This is a genomic window from Sorangium sp. So ce385 (assembly GCF_051474135.1).
Taxonomy (GTDB): domain Bacteria; phylum Myxococcota_A; class Polyangia; order Polyangiales; family Polyangiaceae; genus Sorangium; species Sorangium cellulosum_D.
Window position 1 is genome coordinate 3496356 of sequence record NZ_CP150337.1, and the last position, 17164, is coordinate 3513519.

The window sequence follows — 17164 nt, forward strand, 5'->3', positions numbered from 1 at the left end:
CATGGATAGACGTCAGTTCTTGGGGGGCGCTGCGGCGGCGGTGTCCGGAGCGCTCCTCGCAGGCAGGGCCCGTGCTGCTGGGCCGAGTGTGATCCGCGTCGGCGTGCCGGGCGTGGGCGTGGGCAATCGCCCCGTCACGGGGGGCAGCTTCTTCTCCCTCTTGCACCTTCAGGGGAGCCTCGTCGAGGAGTTCAAGAAGGATGGCATCGAGGTGAAGTGGAACTTCTTCCGCGGCGCCGGTCCGGCCGTGAACGAGGCGGTGGCGAACAACCTGCTCGACATCTGGACGCACGGGCACCTGCCGTCGGTGGTGGGTCGGGCGAGCGGCCTCAAGACGCGGCTTTTGGGCAGCGCCAGCCGGCGCGGCCACGCCTATCTGGTGGTGCCCTCCGACTCGCCGATCAACGGGGTCAAGGATCTGCGTGGCAAGAAGGTGGCCTTCGCCAAGGGCACGGCGACGCAGCTGTCCGCGAACCGGATCCTCGAGGGTCACGGGCTGAGCGAGAAGGACATTCGCTCCATCAACATGGACACGTCCACGTCGAAGGCGGCGCTGGCCACGAAGGACATCGACGCGGCGTTCGGCGGCACGGACTTTCTTTCGCTGCGCGATCAGGGCATCGCGAAGGTCGTCTACACGACGAAGGGCGACTCGCCGACCTACCCGAGCAATTCGGGCATCATCGCGCGGGAGGACTTCATCAACGAGCACCCCGAGATCGTGCAGCGCATCATCACGCTGGCGGTGAAGTCGTCGGCGTGGGTCGCGGACGAGAAGAACCGCAATCAGGTCTTCCAGCTGTGGTCGAAGTCGGGCACGCCCTACGCGAACTACAAGGAAGCGCAGCAGGGCGAGGACATGAAGCAGAACGCGAGCCCGCTGCTCGACGAGTACGTCATCGCCCGGTACAAGTCGGCGGTCGCCGACTCGAAGAAGTTCGGCCTGATCCGGAACACCTTCGACGTCGAGCCCTGGACCGATCGTCGGTTCCTGAACCGCGCGCTGAAGGACCTCGGCCTGGAGCGCTTCTGGGCGGAGTGGGACGCGAACGGCAAGCCGAAGGGGTGACCGCGCGCGGGCGCATCGTGGACGGCGCCGCCGCGCCACAGCGCCCAGCGGGGTGATTCAGGCGAAGCCGGGCGAGCGCGCCAGCACCTCCAGCATGTGGTCGATGAAGGCGCGTACGCGCCGCGGCACCTGACCACCGCCGACGTAGACCGCGCTGATCAGCTCCAGATCGCCCGGGTTGTACGGCTCGAGCAGCGGCACGAGCGCGCCCGCCTCGAGGTCTGCGGCCACGTGAAAGAGGCCGAGCCGAGCGATGCCGACGCCGGCCAGCGCCATCTGCCGCATGGTCTCCCCGTTGTTGACCTGGAGCTTGCCCGAGACGCGCTGCTCCAACTCGCGCCCGCCGACCACGAAGGGCCAGCCAACGCGCGAGCGCCGGAACGTGAATGTTAGGCAGTCGTGCTGCCGCAGCTCGCTCGGGTGGGCGGGGGTGCCGTGGCGATCGAGGTAGCGCGGCGCGGCGCACACCACGCGGCGGCTCTGGCCCAACTTGCGAGCGACGAGGGTGTTCTCCGCGAGGGGGCCCATACGCACCGCCACATCTGCCTTCTGCTCGAGCAGGTTGACGATGTCGTCCGTCAAGCTGAGCTCGACGCTGACGCCCGGGTGCCGCTCGAGGAAGCCGGCGATGGCCGGCGCCACGTACATGCGGCCGAAGGGAATGGACGCGGTAACGCGCAGGCGCCCGCGCACGGCGCCGGAGGCCGCGGCCAGCTCGGCCTCGTTCAGCTCGGCAATGATCCGCTGGCCCGCGCGCTGATAGGCCTCGCCCTCCTCGGTGAGCTTCACGGAGCGGGTGGTGCGCACGAACAGGCGCGCGCCGAGCCGCGCCTCAAGCCGGGCGATGAGCTTGCTGACCGCGGATGGCGTCAAATCGAGGCTGCGCGCGGCGGCCGAGAACGCCCCCGTCTGCGCCACGCGCAGAAACACCTCAAGCTCTCCAGAACGTTCCATCAGCAGTCGCGGCATTGGTGAACCCTGTTCACAAGTGCTGGTCCGCGTCCGGGATAGTCGGAGCCCCCGGCGGCGTCTAGCTTGATGCGGGAAGAGGCACGGGCGACGGGAGGCTCGACATGAGAATCTTCATCACGGGAGCAAACGGGTTTATCGGAGGCGCGGTGGCGTCGGCGCTGGTCGCGCAGGGGCACGCGGTGCGCGGGCTGGTTCGGGACGAGGCCAAGGCCCGAGCGGTGGCAGAGCACGGGATCGAGCCGGTGATCGGCTCGCTCGATGCTGGCGAGCTGCTCGAGGCCGAGGCGCGAGCGGCCGACGCCGTCGTGAACGCGGCCAGCAGCGACCACCGCGGGGCGGTGGAGGCGCTGATCACGGGCCTCGCGGGCTCCGGCAAGCCGCTGCTGCACACGAGCGGCAGCAGCATCGTGGCAGACGAGGCCATGGGTGAGCCGTCGGATCGCATCTTCCATGAGGACACGCCGTTCGAGCCCGCGCCGGACAAGGTCGCGCGCGTGGCGCTCGACAGTCGCGTGCTCGGCGCTCCGGGCGTGCGCGCGGTGGTGCTGTGCAACACGATGATTTACGGCAACGCGCTCGGAGCAGCGGCAGAGAGCGTGCAAGTGCCGGCGCTCGCGCGACAGGCGCGGGCCTCGGGCGTCGCGCGCTACATCGGCCGCGGCCAGAACCGCTGGTCCAACGTGCACATCGCGGACGTGGCCGCGCTGTATGTGCTGGCCCTGGAGCGGGCCCCGGCGGGCACGCTCATGTACGTCGAGAGCGGCGAGGCGGCGCTCGGCGACGTAGCGCGAGCCATCGCGGCGCGGCTCGGGCTCGGCGCGGCGCGCTCCTGGTCACCCGAGGAGGCCGTTGCCGAGTGGGGTCGAGAGCTGGCGGTGTTTGCGCTCGGCTCAAACAGCCGCGTGCGGGGGCGGTTCGCGGTCGAGCAGCTCGGCTGGCGTCCGCGGCACCGCTCGATCACCGACTGGATTGCGAGCGAGCTGCCGCGAGGATGACGCGCGCCTGGCTCCCGGGAAAATCGAACTTCAGGCCGGAGACTTGGCGTGGCGGTAGCGAAGGCGCGACCTCTAGTCCCCGAGCGGCGGGAAGCGCTCGTCCAGCCATCCGCGGATCGCCGCGTACGCGGTGGGCGCGTTGATCTGGAGGTTCAGATCGTGCCCCGCGTTGGGCACGACGACGATCTCGAGCTCCGCGGCCGGCGCGTAGGCGGCCGGCTCCAGCGTGGTTCCGCTGAGCAGGGTGCCGCACGGCGCGATCCCGCAGAACACCGTGTCGTGCCGCCCCACGACGGTGAGCACCGGCGCGTCGACCTGGAGGCTCGTGAGCGCGGTGTTGACCAGCGCGAACTCGGCGAGCTCGCCGGACGTGCCGAGCCCCTTGGTCGCTTCGTCCAGGGCGATCACCGCCGGATCCGCGTTCGGGAGGTGATAAAAGAGCGGACCGCGGGTGCCCGGCCGCGTCGTCAGATAGCCGAGGTCGAGGCCGGAGCCCGCGAAGCTCGGGTCGAGCGTGGCCGGATGAATGTTCAGGAGCAGCTGCGGCAAGCCCGGGCCGTAGGTGTGCAAGAACCCCGTGACCACCAGGCCGTCCACGTCGTGGTACGTCGCGGCCTGCTGGACCGAGATGATCGATCCCAGCGAGTGGCCGACGAGCACCACCCGGCTCCATGCGTGCCCCAGCTCGCCGCTCCGGAGCGCCTCCGCGAGCTGATGATGGACGTACGCCTGCGCGGTCGGTGTGACGTGGAGGGAGGGCGGTCGGTCGCTGTCTCCGGTGCCGATGCGGTCGAAGTTCAGCGTGGCGTAGCCCGCCGCGTTGGCGTAGCGCACGAACGAGTAGCGCTCCGGCTGGTACGGGAAATCCCAGTACACGCTCGAGTACGTGGTGCCGTGCACGGTGAGCAGCACCGTGTCCCGCGGGCTGTCCTGCGGCACGCAGAGCTCGGCGGCGACCTCGTAGTCCGCCGGCGCCCCGGGAGCGAGCGCGACCGCGTACCGAAAGCTCGTGCACACCGGCAAGAGGACGGATGCGAGATGAGCCATGTCCATGGCTTCTGAATACTACATCTTCGGGCGCGCGGGAAGCGGCACGCGCGCCCTCCCGCGCGGCGCCCTCCTCGCGAACGTGTACAGCAGGAAATAGCAGAACGCGAGCATCGCCACGGTGAGCACCGTGTACCTGTCGTCGTTCCAGGAGGTCCACCTCCAGATGCCTTGGCTGAGCGCCGCCAGACCGAGGAGAGGAATCTCGAGGTGCCGCCTCAATCGGGTGAGCGGGGCGCTCAAGATCATGAACACATAGTAGTAGCAGGTGATCTGCGACAGCAGGATGATGAACACCTGTGCCAGGCACTGCCCCACCCAGAGCGAGCGTACCCGCCAAGCCACATAGACGAAGAACGCGAAGCTCGCGGCGATGATGCCGTAGGCGACGCTTCGGTGTTTTGCATAACGCTCGCTGCGCATTCGCTTCCACACCTCGAAGGGATCGGCGAGCGTAACGTCCTTCGTGTACTTCATCCTGCCGGACTCGACCCCTGCGCCGAACCTGTGGGCCACGAGGACCCGCAGGCCCATGTGGTTCGTCACCGGGGTCTGGTCGTGCACCTTGAGCGTGTGCTCGTAAAACTGCCGATACGAGTCCTTGCCAGCGACCGCGACGCTCACGGGGATCAGCACGGCCGCGGCCAGGACGCCGCCGATCAGCACCTGCACGTGGGACGGAGCCATGCGTTTGTGCCGGACGAGGTAGCTCCCCGCGACGGCGAGCCACCCGAGGACGGCGATGCCCGGGAAGATGCGGAGCAGGCCCGCGTAGACCATGCTCGCGCCGGCGAGCTTGAAGTACCGCTTGCGCACCAGGCAGGCCGAGAGGACGAGGAAGAAGAGCCAGTCATTCCGGAGGAAGCCGCCGCCCGTCCAGAAGAACGGCGCCGGCGACTGGCACCCCCAGAAGATCACCGCCACCGCGCAGACGCGCCACCCGAAGGCCCAATACAGGGCGGCGAAGACCCCGAGCAGGTAGGCGATGTCGAAGCTGGCGAGGAGCTGGAGGTAGCCTGTCGTGGCCGGATGAAGCTCGGCCAGGATGCGCCCCATGATCGTCCAGACCGGCGGCGGGTTGTAGCCGTGGTCCTTCGCCATGTCCTCCCAGTAGCCCTTCTCCGAGGCTGTCCGGAAGAACCGCACGTCCGCTTTGAAGGCCTCCCAGCGCTCGGGAGAGAACCGCGCCTTGCAGGCCTCGGGGTGTTCCAGGAGCCCGCCCACGGGGATCAAGAGGTTATCCACGCCGAGGTTCCGGATCTTCTTGTCCGGCTCGCGCACCTCCGCGCTCATGTCGATCGTGATGGGCTGACCGGTGCGCTCGTCCGTAGACGTGACGACCCCGAGCTCGTCCTGCGCGATGACCGTGCACTTGTAGAGGTCGTCGTAGGCCATCTCGGGGAAGTACTTGGCCCCGAGGTAGTAATGATAGTGCTCCCAGCGGTGGTAGAAGGAGGGGTAGGCGAAGCGAAAGCCGTCGAAGTAGGCGACGACCGCCACGGCCGAGAACGCGAAGGCGGCGCGCTGCTTCCACCGCTCGGCGATCGGCCGGCCCTGTCGTCCGCGGCGCGCCTCGTAGAGGAGGGCCAGCGCGGCGGAGGACGCGATCGCGCCCTTCGTGATGTCGAGGGCGAGGGGGTAGTCGGCGGCGTACCGATGGATCAGGGAGAAGAGCGCCGCGGTGCCGGCGAGGATCGCGAGGCACCAGGCGATGAAAGGGCGGCGGTCCGGGGCGGGCCCGGCTGCGCTGGCGCGTTTCTGGAAGGTGGTGTTCATCCGAGCTGCGCGTCTGATGTCGCTAGTGCGAGCGCGAGGGCTGTTGAACCCGCTGCATCACGAGCGGCTCCGCGGAAGGAAGCTGGAGGGCCGCGCCGGCGCGCGTCGAGCCGGTCGGGTGGGTCGGGCCGCCCGCCGCGCCCGCCCAGGGCCCGTCGCCCAGCTCCTTGCTGCAAGCGCCGCAGAGCAGCGCCAGCGCGATGGGCAAGGCGCGGCGGATGTTCGTCGGTGCTCTCGGCGTCTCGTCGAGATCCGCCGAGTGAAGATCCTCGTTCATGGTTTCTCCTTTCGCGCAGCGGTCGGCTTGCGGTGCGGTGGAGATAGCGCCGATCTGGACCCATGGGAGGCACCAGAATCGAAATGCCGATGGGTCCAGATCCGTCACCGCGGCGCTTCGACCTCGCGCTGTGCCCGCGATCTGACGCCGGGATCCGGCGGCGCCCGCCGCGCGCTCCCTCGGGGGCAGCCCGGCGCGGAGCACCGCAGGCCTCGCTTGACAACTTAGGACTCCTAAGTTAGATGAGGGTCATGGGTCGCTCGCTCCCGGTCTTCTTCGAGGAGAACTCGGAGCCGATCGATCGGCGCATCGCGGTAGGGCTTCGAAAGCTGGGGCTCGCCATGAAGCTGCAGGCGTGGGAGCAGGCGAGCCACGAGGGCCTGTCGCCCACGCAGGGGCAGATCCTCGCGACGCTCGCGCTCGAGGGGTCGCTCAGCGGGAGCGAGCTATCGCATCGCCTGGGCGTCACCCTGGCGACCGTCAGCGAGTCGGTCCGAGCGCTCGTCGACAAGGGCGCTGTCGTCAAGCGCCCGGACCCGCGCCACCCGCGAGCGAGCCTGATCGAGCTCACGCCCCAGGGGCGCGCGCTCGCGGAGAAGGTGACGACGTTGCCCGACGCCATCGTGTCCGCGGTGGGCGCGCTCTCGGCGTCGGAGCAGGAGGCGTTCCTGGCTGGGGTCGTGAAGATCATCCGTACCTTGCAGATCAGCGGGCAACTCCCGGTGAGCCGCATGTGCGTGACCTGCAAGTACTTCCGGCCGAACGCTCATGAAGGGGCGCTGCCCCACCACTGTGCTTTCGTCGACGCGCCGATGGCGGGTCGACATTTGAGGATCGATTGCGGTGAACACGAGCTGGCTGAAGAGCAGCAGCGCGAAGACGCGTGGCGGCGCTTCGTTCAGCCTGATTAGAGCGGTTTTCGCTCGGGTTTGATGTAGGCGTTTCCGGCTCGCGTGCGCGTGCGCGTGCTCGTCTCCCGCCTCTCGTCTCTCGTCTCCCGTCTCTCGTCTCTCGTCTCTCGTCTCCCGTCTCTCGTGCACGTCTCTCGTGCGCGTGCGCGTGCGCGTGCGCGCTTCATTCGGAAAATCGCGCACGCGCACGCGCACGCGCACGAAGGACGTGCACGAAAGAGGGAAGACGGGAGACGGAAGAGGGAAGAGGGGAGACGGAAGAGGCAAGAGGCAAGACGAGCACGCGCACGAGAGACGAACGTTTCGACTTCCCCAGCGCGTCGCTCGGGATGAACGCGGGGTATTGCCCGCGAAAGGAGTGGACCATCATGACCATCCATGGATACACGGTTGGAACTGCCGCCGTCGCGAAGTCCCCGGTCTCGCCCGCCGACTTCGAGGACATGAAGAAGAGCGCCCTGTTCGGGGAAGAGGACGTGAAATACCTGCGCCTCTCACACGACATCGTGAAGGATCACATCGAGCAGATCCTCGACGTCTGGTACGGCTTCGTCGGCGCGAACCCGCACCTCCTCGCGTCCTTCACCGGCAAGGCCGACGGAAAGCCGCTTGGCGACTACCTCGGCGGGGTCCGCAAGCGCTTCGGCCAGTGGATCCTCGACACGGCCCGCGCGGAGTACGACCAGAAGTGGCTCGACTACCAGCACGAGATCGGCCTCCGCCACCACCGCATCAAAAAGAACAAGACGGACGGGGCGCCGTCGACCGACCTGGTGCCGTTTCGCAACCTCTTCGCGCTCATCTTCCCGGTGACGTTCACCCTGAAGCCGTTCCTCGCCAAGAAGGGCCACTCCGCCGAGGACGTCGAGAGGATGCACGCGGCGTGGGTCAAATCCTGCCTGCTGCAGCTGACGCTGTGGAGCTACCCCTACGTGAAGGAGGGTGACTTCTGACCGCTGGCCGCGTTCGTGACGGGCGCGCGAGGGCGCCCGTTCACGGCTGCCCTCGCGACCTCTCCCGGCGGCGCGCTCCCTCGACGCGTACGAGGTCCACACCATATTCACGATGATGCTCCCCAGCGCGACCGACGCCGCTCGAGTCCGCCGGTTCGGCGGCCCCGAGGTCATCACCCTCGAACAGGTGCCGGTCGCGCTGCCCGGCCCGGGCGAGGTGCTGGTCCGCGTGGCGGCGGCCGGGGTCGGGCCGTGGGACGCCTGGATCCGTGCCGGCAAGAGCGTGCTGCCCCAGCCGTTGCCGCTGACGCTCGGCTCGGACCTCGCTGGTACCGTGGCCGCGGTCGGCCCCGAGGTGACCGGCCTCGCGCCGGGCGCAGCGGTCTTTGGCGTCACCAACGGGCGCTTCACCGGCGCGCAGGCGGGCTATGCCGTGGCGCAGGCGTGCAGGGTGACGCGCAAACCGCTCCGGTTCGACGACGTGCAGGCCGCCTCCGTGCCGGTCATCGCCGTCACGGCGTGGCAAGCGCTGTTCGATCAGGCCCAGCTCGACGCCGGACAGACCGTGCTCGTGCACGGCGCGGCCGGCAGCGTCGGCGCGTACGCGGTGCAGCTCGCGCGCCGCGCCGGCGCCCGTGTGATCGCGACGGCCTCGGCCAGGGATCGCGACTTCGTCCGCAGCCTCGGGGCGGACGTCGTCGTGGACTACCGGAGCGAGCGCTTCGAGGATGCCGCCAAGGACGTCGATGTCGTCATCGACCTCGTCGGCGGCGACACCCAGGCGCGGTCCTTCGCCGTGCTCAAGCCACGTGGCACCCTGGTCTCGGCGGTGTCGACCCCTGATCCGGAGGAGGCCGCCCGTCGCGGCGTGCGGGCAAGCTTCTTTCTCGTCGACGTCACGGCGGCCCACCTCGATCGCATCGCCGCCCTGCTCGACGCGGGCGAGCTCTCGGTCGACATCGGCGGCGTGCTGCCGCTCGCCGAGGTCCGCCGCGCGCACGAGATGCTCGAAGGCGCCCGCCCCCGCCCGCGTGGCAAGATCGTCCTCGCAATGGCGCCTGCTCGCTGAGGTCCGAGAGATTGGAACCACAGAGGCACAGAGGGATGAAGAGAAGATTCTGAGCTCTCTCTTCCTCTGTGTCCTCTGTGGTTCATTTTCTCGGGGTTTCAACCGGTTCGACGTCCCAGGCTAGTTGCCCGCCGTGTGGGCGATCGCGAAAATGAGGTTCCGCTCGAGCCGAATCCCCTGCGGCGTGCGCCACGCCTCGAGCTCCTTGGCGAGCCGGTCGCGCACCTCGCGCTTCTCGTCGAAGCTCAGGTGGGAGAGGTGGTTGCCGAACGAGCCCGACCCGCTCTGCCGCAAGATCTCGTCGATATCGGCGGCGTGGTCGACGAACGTGCGGATCTCCACCGTGTCCACGATGAACCCCGTGCGCTGGAGCAGCTCCCGGACCTCGTCGACCGTCAGCTTGTGCGGGATCGTGCCCTGCGCCTCTTTCCCGAGGTCCGCCAGCACCTTGCGCTGGATCGGGTCGAGCTGGTGCGGCTTCTCCCGCGATCCGGTGCTGAACCCGATCTTGCCGCCCGGCTTGAGCACGCGCGCCGCCTCGCGGAGCGCGCGCTCCTTCTGGCCCTGGTCCAGCCAGTGGAGGACGCTGTTCAGGTACACCACGTCGAAGCTGTGCGTGGCGAAGGCGGAGAGGTCCTCGGCGCGCCCGACCGCGGTCGCGAGGTTGTCGCGCGTCTTCTGCCGGGCGATGTCCACGCGCAGGGGCAGGGGATCGATCGCCACCACGCTGCCCTCCGAGCCGACGATCTCCGCGACGTACGCGGCCAGGCGGCCCGTCCCCGCGCCGACGTCGAGCACGCGCTGGCCCCGCCGCACGCCCAGCGCCGCGATGAGGAGCTTGCCGTGGTTGAACTGCCGGTGGCTGCCGGTCTCGTAGGCCTGAGCGAGCTCCGGGGTATCGAGCGTGAGACGGATGGTGGTGGTCATGCCGGCGCCCAGGCAGAAGCCGTGCCGGGCTGCCGACCACGCGCGCTCCGCCCATCCCCCACACCACACCTCCGGTTCGCCGCCTCGCGGCCGCCGCTGGTGCTGCCCGGCGAGCAGGGCTGCTGGCCTGTTGTTGCGCCGCGGCCAGAGCGGCCGCCGGCGATCGACCGGCCCCAGGGCCGCCGCCGCGCCCGCCGCGGCCGCGGGCGGCACAGGCCGTGCAGTCCCGCGACCCGATGGAGAAGCGACGGATCGGATCGCTCGAGGTGTCGGTCGTGGGCCTCGGGTGCAACAACTTCGGCGGCCGCATCGACGAGCAGCGGACGGCGGCGGTCGTCGATGCGGCGCTCGACGCGGGCATCAACTTCTTCGACACGGCGGACATCTACGGCGGCACGCGCAGCGAGGAGCTCCTCGGCCGGGCCCTCGGCGGCCGGCGGAGCTCGGTGATCCTCGCGACGAAGTTCGGCGTCCCGCTCGACGACGAGCGCAGGGGCGGCGCGCGGCCGGCCTACATCCGGCGCGCCGTGGAGGACAGCCTGCGCCGGCTGGGCACCGACTGGATCGACCTCTACCAGCTGCACCGCCCCGACCCCGAAACGCCGATCGAGGACACGCTGGAGGCGCTCGACGCCCTCGTGCGCGCCGGCAAGGTGCGCGAGATCGGCAGCTCGAACTTCTCGGCCGCGCAGATCCGCGGCGCCGAGGAGGCGGTCCGCCCGGGGGGCGCGCGCTTCGTGAGCGTCCAGAACGAGTACAGCCTGCTCCATCGCGAGCCCGAGCAGGACGTGCTGGTGGAGAGCAAGCGCCGCGGGATCGCGTTCTTGCCGTACTTCCCGCTGGCGAGCGGGCTGCTCTCCGGGAAGTACGGGGCCGACGGCGCGGCGCCCGCCGGCGCCCGGCTCTCGGCGCCGGACGCGCCGCTGACCGCGCGCTTCCTCACCGACCGGAACCGGCAGGTCGCCGCGGCGCTCGGCGCCTACGCGGCGTCCCGGGGCCGCACCCTGCTGGAGCTGGCCTTCTCGTGGCTCGCCAGCCGGCCGGCGGTGGCCTCCGTGATCGCCGGCGCGACGTCGCCGGAGCAGGTGCGCGCGAACGCCGCCGCCGTGGGCTTCCGGCTGACCGACGCCGACCTGCACGAGATCGATCGGCTGGCGCCGCCGCCGGCCGGCGCTCCGGGCGCGTGACCGCACCGCCCGCTGCGCCGGCGCCCCGCAGGCCCCCCGGGGCGAGCCGCTGCTGCCGCAGCACCCGATGCGCATCCGTTGCTGCTCCAGCAGCACCTCGGCTGGCGGGGCCGTGCCGCGTCGGCCCCCAGGGGCTCGGATGAACACGAGAAGGCAGGGAGATCATGGAATTATTCTCCCTGCTGCCGCGCCTTCGGCTTTCGATCCGACCACCGCCGGCGAGGCAGGACGGGGCCCGGTCGCGCCGGTGGCACGCCTCCTGCGTATCCGGCCGCCCCATGGCAGTTTCGTCATCAGCGGTGCGTGTGCAGGCTGCCGTCGAGCAGCTCCGGTCCGGCGGCATGGTCATCCTCGTCGACGACGAGGAGCGCGAAGACGAGGGCGATCTCGTCGTCCTGGCGGAGCGCGCGACGCCGGCGGCCATCAACTTCATGGCGACCCACGGCCGGGGGCTCGTCTGCCTGGCGCTCACGGAGGAGCAGGTGGACCGCCTCGGGCTGCCGCTCATGGCGACCCGGGCCGGCGCCCGCCGCTCGACCGCGTTCACGGTGAGCATCGAGGCGCGCGAGGGCGTCACGACCGGCATCAGCGCCCGCGACCGGGCGCGCACCGTCGCGGCCGCCATCGCCCGGGACGCGTCGCCGCGCGACCTCGTGTCGCCGGGGCACGTCTTCCCGCTCCGCGCGCGCCGCGACGGGGTGCTCGAGCGCGAGGGGCACACCGAGGGCGCGGTCGACCTGGCGCGGCTCGCCGGCGCGAGCCCGGCGGCCGTCATCTGCGAGATCATGAACGACGACGGGACGATGGCGCGCCGGCGGGACCTCGCGCGCTTCGGGGCGCGTCACGGGCTGCCGATCGTCGCCATCGGGGACGTCATCCGCCACCGGGTGCAGCGCGAGGACGTCGCCGCGCGCGTCGGCACCACCCCGTTCCGGCCCGCGGGCCTGAGCGGCGAGTGGCGGGCGCACACGTACCAGCTGCGTCGCGACCGGCAGCTGCTCCTGCTGACGCACGGCGCGCCCGCGCTCTCCGGAGACCGCGCCGTGGTGTTCACCCACCGCGCGGCGCTCGTGTCGGACCTCCTCGGCGACGCCGACCTGTTCGGCGCCCTGCGGGACATCGAGGCCGCCGGCGCGGGCGCGGTGATCTACAGCCCGCCCTCGGCCGACCCGCGCGCCGAGCACACGGTGGGCCTCGACCTCGCCGTCGCCGCCCGCGAGCTCGTCGAGCTCGGGTACCGCCGCGTGACGCTGCTCGACTCGAGGGCGCCCCGGTCCGCCGCGGCGAAGCGCGAGATCGACCTCGAGACCGGCGATCCGCCGGTGTCGGTCGACGCCCACGGCGCGTCGCTCCCGCGGCGCGGGCGCGCGGCCGACGGGCTCGCCGGCGTCCCCGTCCTGCAGCCCTGACAGGCCAGCGCCGCCCGGGCGCGCGCGGGACGGCGAGCGCGCGGGCAGCGCACCTCGGCCGTCCCGAGGAGAGGGCACCCCGGCGCGCCGGACGGCGCGCCGGCGCTCAGGGAGCGGGGGTGAAGGCGACGGTGAGCGTGTAGGGGCCTCCGCCGATCGGCATGTAGGTGTCGACGATGACGAACAGGGGCTCGCCGCGGGTGACATCGATCGCGAGCGTCTCGTCGTCGCCACGGCGTCCATCGTCGGCGCACTCGAGCTCGGAGCCGAAGTCGGCGCAGCTCTCGCGCAGGTAGAAGCCCAGGTCGGCCTCGGCGGACAGCGTCAGCGTGAGCGTGCCGTCGCTCGGCGGCGTGAACCTGTGGATCGCCTCCGGCAGGTCCCATCCGATGCAGGTGCCTTCGAACACCGACGCGCCGGCCGTCGTGCTGCCCATGTTCTCGCCGATGACGAGCTCGGCGGCGTCCTCGCACAGCACGTCGGGCTCGTAGACGCACGTGGCGGAGCATCCATCGCCGCTCGTGGTGTTGCCGTCGTCGCACTCCTCGGTCGAGCCGACGGTCCCGTCGCCGCAGAGGATCGGCGTGAACCTGAGGTTCAGCGTGTAGGGACCGGCCTCCCGCGGCTCATAGGCGTCGACGACGATCGGCACGGCCTGGCCGACTCTCACGTCGATCTCGATCCGCTCCTCGTCGGGCAGACCGTCGTAGGGGGAGTTCTCGTCGGAGCAGCCGATCTCGGAGCGCATGTCCGCGCACGAGCTGCGGGCGTAGACGCTGTGATCGGTCGGCGACTCGAGCTCGATCACGAGCGTGCCGGACTGCCCGGCGGGCGGGGTGAACAGGTGGATCTCTTCCGGTCCGTGCCCCGTGTTGCCGAGGAAGCAGGTCCCTTCCAGGCCGCTCGTGCCTCCCGACGTGTCGCCGTGGATCGTCGTCGAGACGATGGGTGTCGCGCTCGCGCAGGCGGCCTCGGCGATCGGGGCGCAGGTCGCGGCGCAGTCGGTGTCCGCGCAGTCGTAGGACTCGTCCCCGTCGTCGTCCTCGTAGTTCGCGCAGTCCGTCTCGGCGAGCGTGCAGACGCCGGTCAGGGTGTCGCATGCGCCGCGCGAGGGGCACTGGGCGTCCGAGGTGCACCTCGGGACGCAGGCCTGGATGCCGCCCCCGATGTCCTCGCAGGCATAACCGTCGCGGCACGCTGAGGACGCGCTGCAGAGCGCCAGACACGCGCCCTCGCCCTCGGAGAAACCGACACAGACCCCGCCGTCGCACGCTCCGCCCGCCGTTGGCTCGGCCTCGGGAGCACACAGGGTCGAGCAGAGCCCGAGCGGGTATCCATAATCCTCCTCGGAGAGGCAGGACTGCCCGGTGCACTCCGCGTCCGTCGCGCAGGCCTCGTACAGCGTGCTCGCCGCCCCGCCGCCGCCGCCGGTGCCGGTGGGCTCGCCGCCGGTGCCGCCGGTGCCGGTGGGCTCGCCGCCGGTGCCGCCGGTGCCGGTGGGCTCGCCGCCGCTGCCGCCGGTGCCGGCGGGCTCGCCGCCGGTGCCGCCGGTGCCGGCGGCCTCGCCGCCGGTGCCGCCGGTGCCGGCGGGCTCGCCGCCGGTGCCGCCGGTGCCGGTGGGCTCGCCGCCGGTGCCGCCGGTGCCGGTGGGCTCGCCGCCGGTGCCGCCGGTGCCGGCAGGCTCGCCGCCGGTGCCGCCGGTGCCGGCGGGCTCGCCGCCGGTGCCGCCGGTGCCGGCGGGCTCGCCGCCGGTGCCGCCGGTGCCAGTTCCGGTGCTCGTGGCGTCGGCGCCGCCGTCACCGCCATTGCCGCCGGAGCCGCCATTGCCGCCGGCGCCCCCTTGGCCGTCATCGTCTCCGCATCCTGCGGCTGCCGATAGCGCCAGCACGAAAATACCTGCAACGAGTCGTACGTTCATCCATCTGCTCCAACGCAAGAGAGCCGTCATAACGCGGGTGAGCCTCACTCCACGGCGCAGCGTGATGCCATCTTCGGCGCAACCGCTCCGCCTGGAACACCGATCACCTCGATCGACCGAGAAATGAACCGCCAGGGACACCGAGAACGCCAAGCAGGGAACGAGATCTTGGCGTCCTTGGCGCCTTGTCGGTTCGAATTGCTGCTCTTTCGAGCGGTTGCAACCCGTTCGTCGCCCTAGCTGAACGCGTGGTCAGCGAATTTCTTTCACTTAACCGGTTGTGTGAACGTTAACATGAGGGTAAACATCCCGGCAACCCGAAGCGCTTCAACGAGGAGGGCCGATGTCGGTTTCTCGTTCCGGAGGAAATTTATGATCGGAAGAGTCAAGGGCGCAGCGCTGCTCGCCGTGCTTGCCGCAGGGGCCCTGACGCTGGCCGGGTGCGGTCGCAGCGACGATGGCGAGCCCGGCGGTAAGGAGCTGCGGGTCTGGCACTACGAGGCTCCCGACAGCGCCATGGGCGTGGCCTGGAGCGAGGCGATCAAGGAGTTCGAGGCCACCCATCCGGGCGTGAAGGTCAAGCTCGAGGAGAAGGGCTTCGAGCAGATCCAGAAGACCGCGCCCATGATCCTGAACTCCGGCAGCGCCCCCGACGTCATGGAGTACAACAAGGGCAACGCGACCGCCGGGCTCCTGTCCAAGCAGGGCCTGCTCCAGGACCTCACCCCCGAGGCCACGAAGCGCGGCTGGGACAAGCTGATCGGCCCGGGCGTGCAGGTCGTCGCCAAGTACGACGACAAGGGCATCATGGGCGACGGCAAGTGGTACGGCGTGCCCAACTACGCCGAGTACACGCTGGTCTACTACAACAAGGACCTGTTCAAGAAACACGGCGTCGAGGTCCCGACCACGTTCGACGAGCTCACCAAGGCGCTCGACGCGTTCGTCGCCAAGGGCGTCACCCCGCTGGCCAACGCCGGCGCCGAGTACATGGCGCAGCAGTACGTCTACCAGCTCGCGCTGGACAAGGCCGACCAGCCCTGGGTGAACGCGTACCAGCGCTACACCGGCAAGACCGACTTCACCGACCCGGCCTGGACGCACGGGGCGACCACGTTCGCCGACTGGGTGACCAAGGGCTACATCGCCAAGAGGTCGGTCAGCACCAAGGCCGAGGACGCCGGGGTGGGGTTCATGAGCGGCAAGTTCCCGATGATGTTCTCCGGGACGTGGTGGTTCGGGCGCGTGGCCAAGGAGGCCAAATTCGACTGGGATACCTTCGTGTGGCCCGGCGCCAAGCTGACCCTCGGCTCGGGCGGCAACCTGTGGGTCGTCCCGGCGGGCGCGAAGAACAAGCAGCTGGCCTACGACTTCATCGACATCACGCTGAAGAAGAAGATCCAGAACACCCTCGGCAACGCCGGCGGCGTCCCGGTGGCGGCCGACAGCGCGGCCATCACCGAGCCCAGGGCCAAGAAGCTCATCGACGGCTTCAACACCCTCGCCCAGTCGAGCGGCCTCGCGTACTACCCGGACTGGCCGGTCCCGGGCTTCTACGACCAGTGGGTCTCGCATACCCAGAAGCTCATGAACGGCGATCCGCCGCAGTCGGTGCTCGGCGGCATCCAGAAGAGCTACGACAGCGGGCTGCCCCGGTGACGGCGCGCGGCGCGACAGGGCGTGACGGGCTCGCGTACCTGCCCTACCTGATCCCCGGACTGCTGCTGTTCACGGGGATCATCGGGGCGCCGTTCCTGATGAACCTCGGGACCAGCTTCACCGCGTGGACCGGCGTCGGCACCCCGACGTGGGTGGGGCTGGACAACTACCGGGAGCTGGCGACGGACGGCGAGTTCTGGGCGTCGTTCCGACACAATGTGCTGGTCATCGTCGGGATGGCGATCCTCCCGACGATGATCGGGCTCGTGCTGGCGTCCGCCCTGACCGACCTGGTCGACCGGCACTTCGGCCCGCGCGCCGCCAGCGTCCTGCGCGCCTGCATCTACCTGCCGCAGGTCCTGCCGATCGTCATCGCGGGCATCGTCTGGAGCTGGCTGCTCGCCCCCGAGAACGGCGCGGTGAACGACCTCCTGGCCGCGATCGGGCTCGGCGCGCTCGCGCACGACTGGCTCGGCGATCCCGACACCGCGCTGTGGAGCGTCATGGGGGTCATGGTCTGGATCCAGATCGGATTCCCCCTCGTGATCTTCATGTCCGGGCTGCAGCGCGTGGACCCGTCGCTGTACGAGGCGGCCGAGATCGACGGGGCCTCGTGGGCGCAGCGCTTCTGGCACGTCACGATCCCGCAGATCAAGCCCGAGATCTTCGTGGTGCTGCTGTGGACGACGATCGCGGCGCTCAAGGCGTTCCCGCACATCTTCGTGCTCACCAGGGGGGGCCCGGGAGGCGCGACCAACGTGCCGTCCTACTACTCCTACGTCCATTTCTTCGAGAAGACCGACGTCGGCTACGGCTCGGCGATCGCCACCGTGCTGACGCTGATCATCCTCGCGCTCACCATCGCCTTCCTGCGGCTGCAGGGCCGTGAGCTGGGGGAAGAGCCGTGACCGCGACGCTGGCCGAAAGCCCGGTGAGCGCGCCCGCGCGGCGCCGGCCGCGGCGGCGCCGCCGGGGGCCGTCGGCCTACGCGGTGC

15 protein-coding genes are annotated in these 17164 nt (G+C 70.3%); 9 read left to right on the forward strand and 6 right to left on the reverse strand.

The genetic code is table 11. The features are described from left to right. The first annotated feature begins 1 nt into the window (after position 1). Positions 2-1069: an ABC transporter substrate-binding protein gene (locus WME83_RS13080; RefSeq protein ID WP_437319611.1), complete on the forward strand. Its 1068-nt coding sequence runs from the start codon at positions 2-4 to the stop codon at positions 1067-1069. 57 nt (positions 1070-1126) lie between these two features. Here the strand turns inward: WME83_RS13080 and WME83_RS13085 are convergent, their stop codons facing one another. Then, positions 1127-2038 (reverse strand): LysR family transcriptional regulator, encoded by a 912-nt coding sequence (locus WME83_RS13085; RefSeq protein WP_437319612.1) that lies wholly within the window; start codon positions 2036-2038, stop codon positions 1127-1129. 104 nt (positions 2039-2142) lie between these two features. Between WME83_RS13085 and WME83_RS13090 the strand changes: the two genes are divergently transcribed. Beyond that, complete coding sequence (locus tag WME83_RS13090) at positions 2143-3036, forward strand: NAD-dependent epimerase/dehydratase family protein (RefSeq protein WP_437319613.1); 894 nt, start codon at positions 2143-2145, stop codon at positions 3034-3036. A gap of 72 nt (positions 3037-3108) precedes the next feature. Here the strand turns inward: WME83_RS13090 and WME83_RS13095 are convergent, their stop codons facing one another. The 3 genes from WME83_RS13095 to WME83_RS13105 are packed head-to-tail and all read right to left on the reverse strand — an operon-like array spanning position 3109 to position 6136. Next, positions 3109-4083, reverse strand: a complete 975-nt coding sequence (locus WME83_RS13095; RefSeq protein ID WP_437319614.1) for an alpha/beta hydrolase — start codon at positions 4081-4083, stop codon at positions 3109-3111. Positions 4084-4101: 18 nt separating this feature from the next. After that, positions 4102-5859, reverse strand: coding sequence for a hypothetical protein (locus WME83_RS13100; protein WP_437319615.1), 1758 nt, complete (start codon positions 5857-5859; stop codon positions 4102-4104). 22 nt (positions 5860-5881) lie between these two features. Then, the gene (locus WME83_RS13105; protein WP_437319616.1) at positions 5882-6136 is read right to left on the reverse strand and encodes a hypothetical protein; all 255 of its coding nucleotides are present in this window, start codon (positions 6134-6136) and stop codon (positions 5882-5884) included. 251 nt (positions 6137-6387) lie between these two features. Between WME83_RS13105 and WME83_RS13110 the strand changes: the two genes are divergently transcribed. The 3 genes from WME83_RS13110 to WME83_RS13120 all read left to right on the forward strand — a co-directional run bounded on the left by WME83_RS13110 (position 6388) and on the right by WME83_RS13120 (position 9069). Beyond that, entirely contained in the window at positions 6388-7047 is a 660-nt protein-coding gene (locus tag WME83_RS13110) for a MarR family winged helix-turn-helix transcriptional regulator (protein WP_437319617.1), read from the forward strand. 368 nt (positions 7048-7415) lie between these two features. After that, complete coding sequence (locus WME83_RS13115; protein WP_437319618.1) at positions 7416-8000, forward strand: protoglobin domain-containing protein; 585 nt, start codon at positions 7416-7418, stop codon at positions 7998-8000. Positions 8001-8112: 112 nt separating this feature from the next. Further along, a complete protein-coding gene (locus WME83_RS13120) occupies positions 8113-9069 on the forward strand; it encodes an NADP-dependent oxidoreductase (RefSeq protein WP_437319619.1) in 957 nt (318 codons plus the stop codon). A 120-nt stretch (positions 9070-9189) separates the two neighbouring features. Here WME83_RS13120 and WME83_RS13125 read toward each other — a convergent pair whose 3' ends face one another. Beyond that, entirely contained in the window at positions 9190-9996 is an 807-nt protein-coding gene (locus WME83_RS13125; RefSeq protein WP_437319620.1) for a class I SAM-dependent methyltransferase, read from the reverse strand. A gap of 236 nt (positions 9997-10232) precedes the next feature. On the opposite strand from WME83_RS13125, the gene WME83_RS13130 reads away from it, so the two are divergent. Together WME83_RS13130 and ribB are read left to right on the forward strand one after the other, a co-directional pair. Beyond that, on the forward strand, positions 10233-11183 hold the full coding sequence (locus tag WME83_RS13130) for an aldo/keto reductase (RefSeq protein ID WP_437319621.1): 951 nt from the start codon (positions 10233-10235) through the stop codon (positions 11181-11183). Between the two features lie 305 nt (positions 11184-11488). Next, on the forward strand, positions 11489-12592 hold the full coding sequence (gene ribB / locus WME83_RS13135) for a 3,4-dihydroxy-2-butanone-4-phosphate synthase (RefSeq protein ID WP_437319622.1): 1104 nt from the start codon (positions 11489-11491) through the stop codon (positions 12590-12592). 106 nt (positions 12593-12698) lie between these two features. Here ribB and WME83_RS13140 read toward each other — a convergent pair whose 3' ends face one another. Then, positions 12699-14510, reverse strand: coding sequence for a DUF4215 domain-containing protein (locus WME83_RS13140; protein WP_437319623.1), 1812 nt, complete (start codon positions 14508-14510; stop codon positions 12699-12701). Positions 14511-14882: 372 nt separating this feature from the next. On the opposite strand from WME83_RS13140, the gene WME83_RS13145 reads away from it, so the two are divergent. Both WME83_RS13145 and WME83_RS13150 read left to right on the forward strand, forming a co-directional pair. After that, a complete protein-coding gene (locus tag WME83_RS13145; RefSeq protein ID WP_437319624.1) occupies positions 14883-16169 on the forward strand; it encodes an ABC transporter substrate-binding protein in 1287 nt (428 codons plus the stop codon). Continuing rightward, complete coding sequence (locus WME83_RS13150) at positions 16166-17077, forward strand: carbohydrate ABC transporter permease (RefSeq protein ID WP_437319625.1); 912 nt, start codon at positions 16166-16168, stop codon at positions 17075-17077. Before WME83_RS13145 ends, WME83_RS13150 begins: the two co-directional genes overlap by 4 nt. The last annotated feature ends 87 nt before the right edge of the window (positions 17078-17164 follow it).

What these genes read in the sequence shown, in the direction of transcription:
- WME83_RS13080 (WP_437319611.1), top strand. Translation starts at nt 2, where the DNA reads ATGGATAGACGTCAGTTCTTGGGGGGCGCTGCGGCGGCGGTGTCCGGA.
- WME83_RS13110 (WP_437319617.1), top strand. Translation starts at nt 6,388, where the DNA reads ATGGGTCGCTCGCTCCCGGTCTTCTTCGAGGAGAACTCGGAGCCGATC.
- WME83_RS13120 (WP_437319619.1), top strand. Translation starts at nt 8,113, where the DNA reads ATGATGCTCCCCAGCGCGACCGACGCCGCTCGAGTCCGCCGGTTCGGC.
- WME83_RS13145 (WP_437319624.1), top strand. Translation starts at nt 14,883, where the DNA reads ATGATCGGAAGAGTCAAGGGCGCAGCGCTGCTCGCCGTGCTTGCCGCA.
- WME83_RS13090 (WP_437319613.1), top strand. Translation starts at nt 2,143, where the DNA reads ATGAGAATCTTCATCACGGGAGCAAACGGGTTTATCGGAGGCGCGGTG.
- WME83_RS13100 (WP_437319615.1), bottom strand. Translation starts at nt 5,859, where the DNA reads ATGAACACCACCTTCCAGAAACGCGCCAGCGCAGCCGGGCCCGCCCCG.
- WME83_RS13115 (WP_437319618.1), top strand. Translation starts at nt 7,416, where the DNA reads ATGACCATCCATGGATACACGGTTGGAACTGCCGCCGTCGCGAAGTCC.
- WME83_RS13140 (WP_437319623.1), bottom strand. Translation starts at nt 14,510, where the DNA reads ATGAACGTACGACTCGTTGCAGGTATTTTCGTGCTGGCGCTATCGGCA.
- WME83_RS13095 (WP_437319614.1), bottom strand. Translation starts at nt 4,083, where the DNA reads ATGGCTCATCTCGCATCCGTCCTCTTGCCGGTGTGCACGAGCTTTCGG.
- WME83_RS13125 (WP_437319620.1), bottom strand. Translation starts at nt 9,996, where the DNA reads ATGACCACCACCATCCGTCTCACGCTCGATACCCCGGAGCTCGCTCAG.
- WME83_RS13105 (WP_437319616.1), bottom strand. Translation starts at nt 6,136, where the DNA reads ATGAACGAGGATCTTCACTCGGCGGATCTCGACGAGACGCCGAGAGCA.
- WME83_RS13130 (WP_437319621.1), top strand. Translation starts at nt 10,233, where the DNA reads ATGGAGAAGCGACGGATCGGATCGCTCGAGGTGTCGGTCGTGGGCCTC.
- WME83_RS13085 (WP_437319612.1), bottom strand. Translation starts at nt 2,038, where the DNA reads ATGCCGCGACTGCTGATGGAACGTTCTGGAGAGCTTGAGGTGTTTCTG.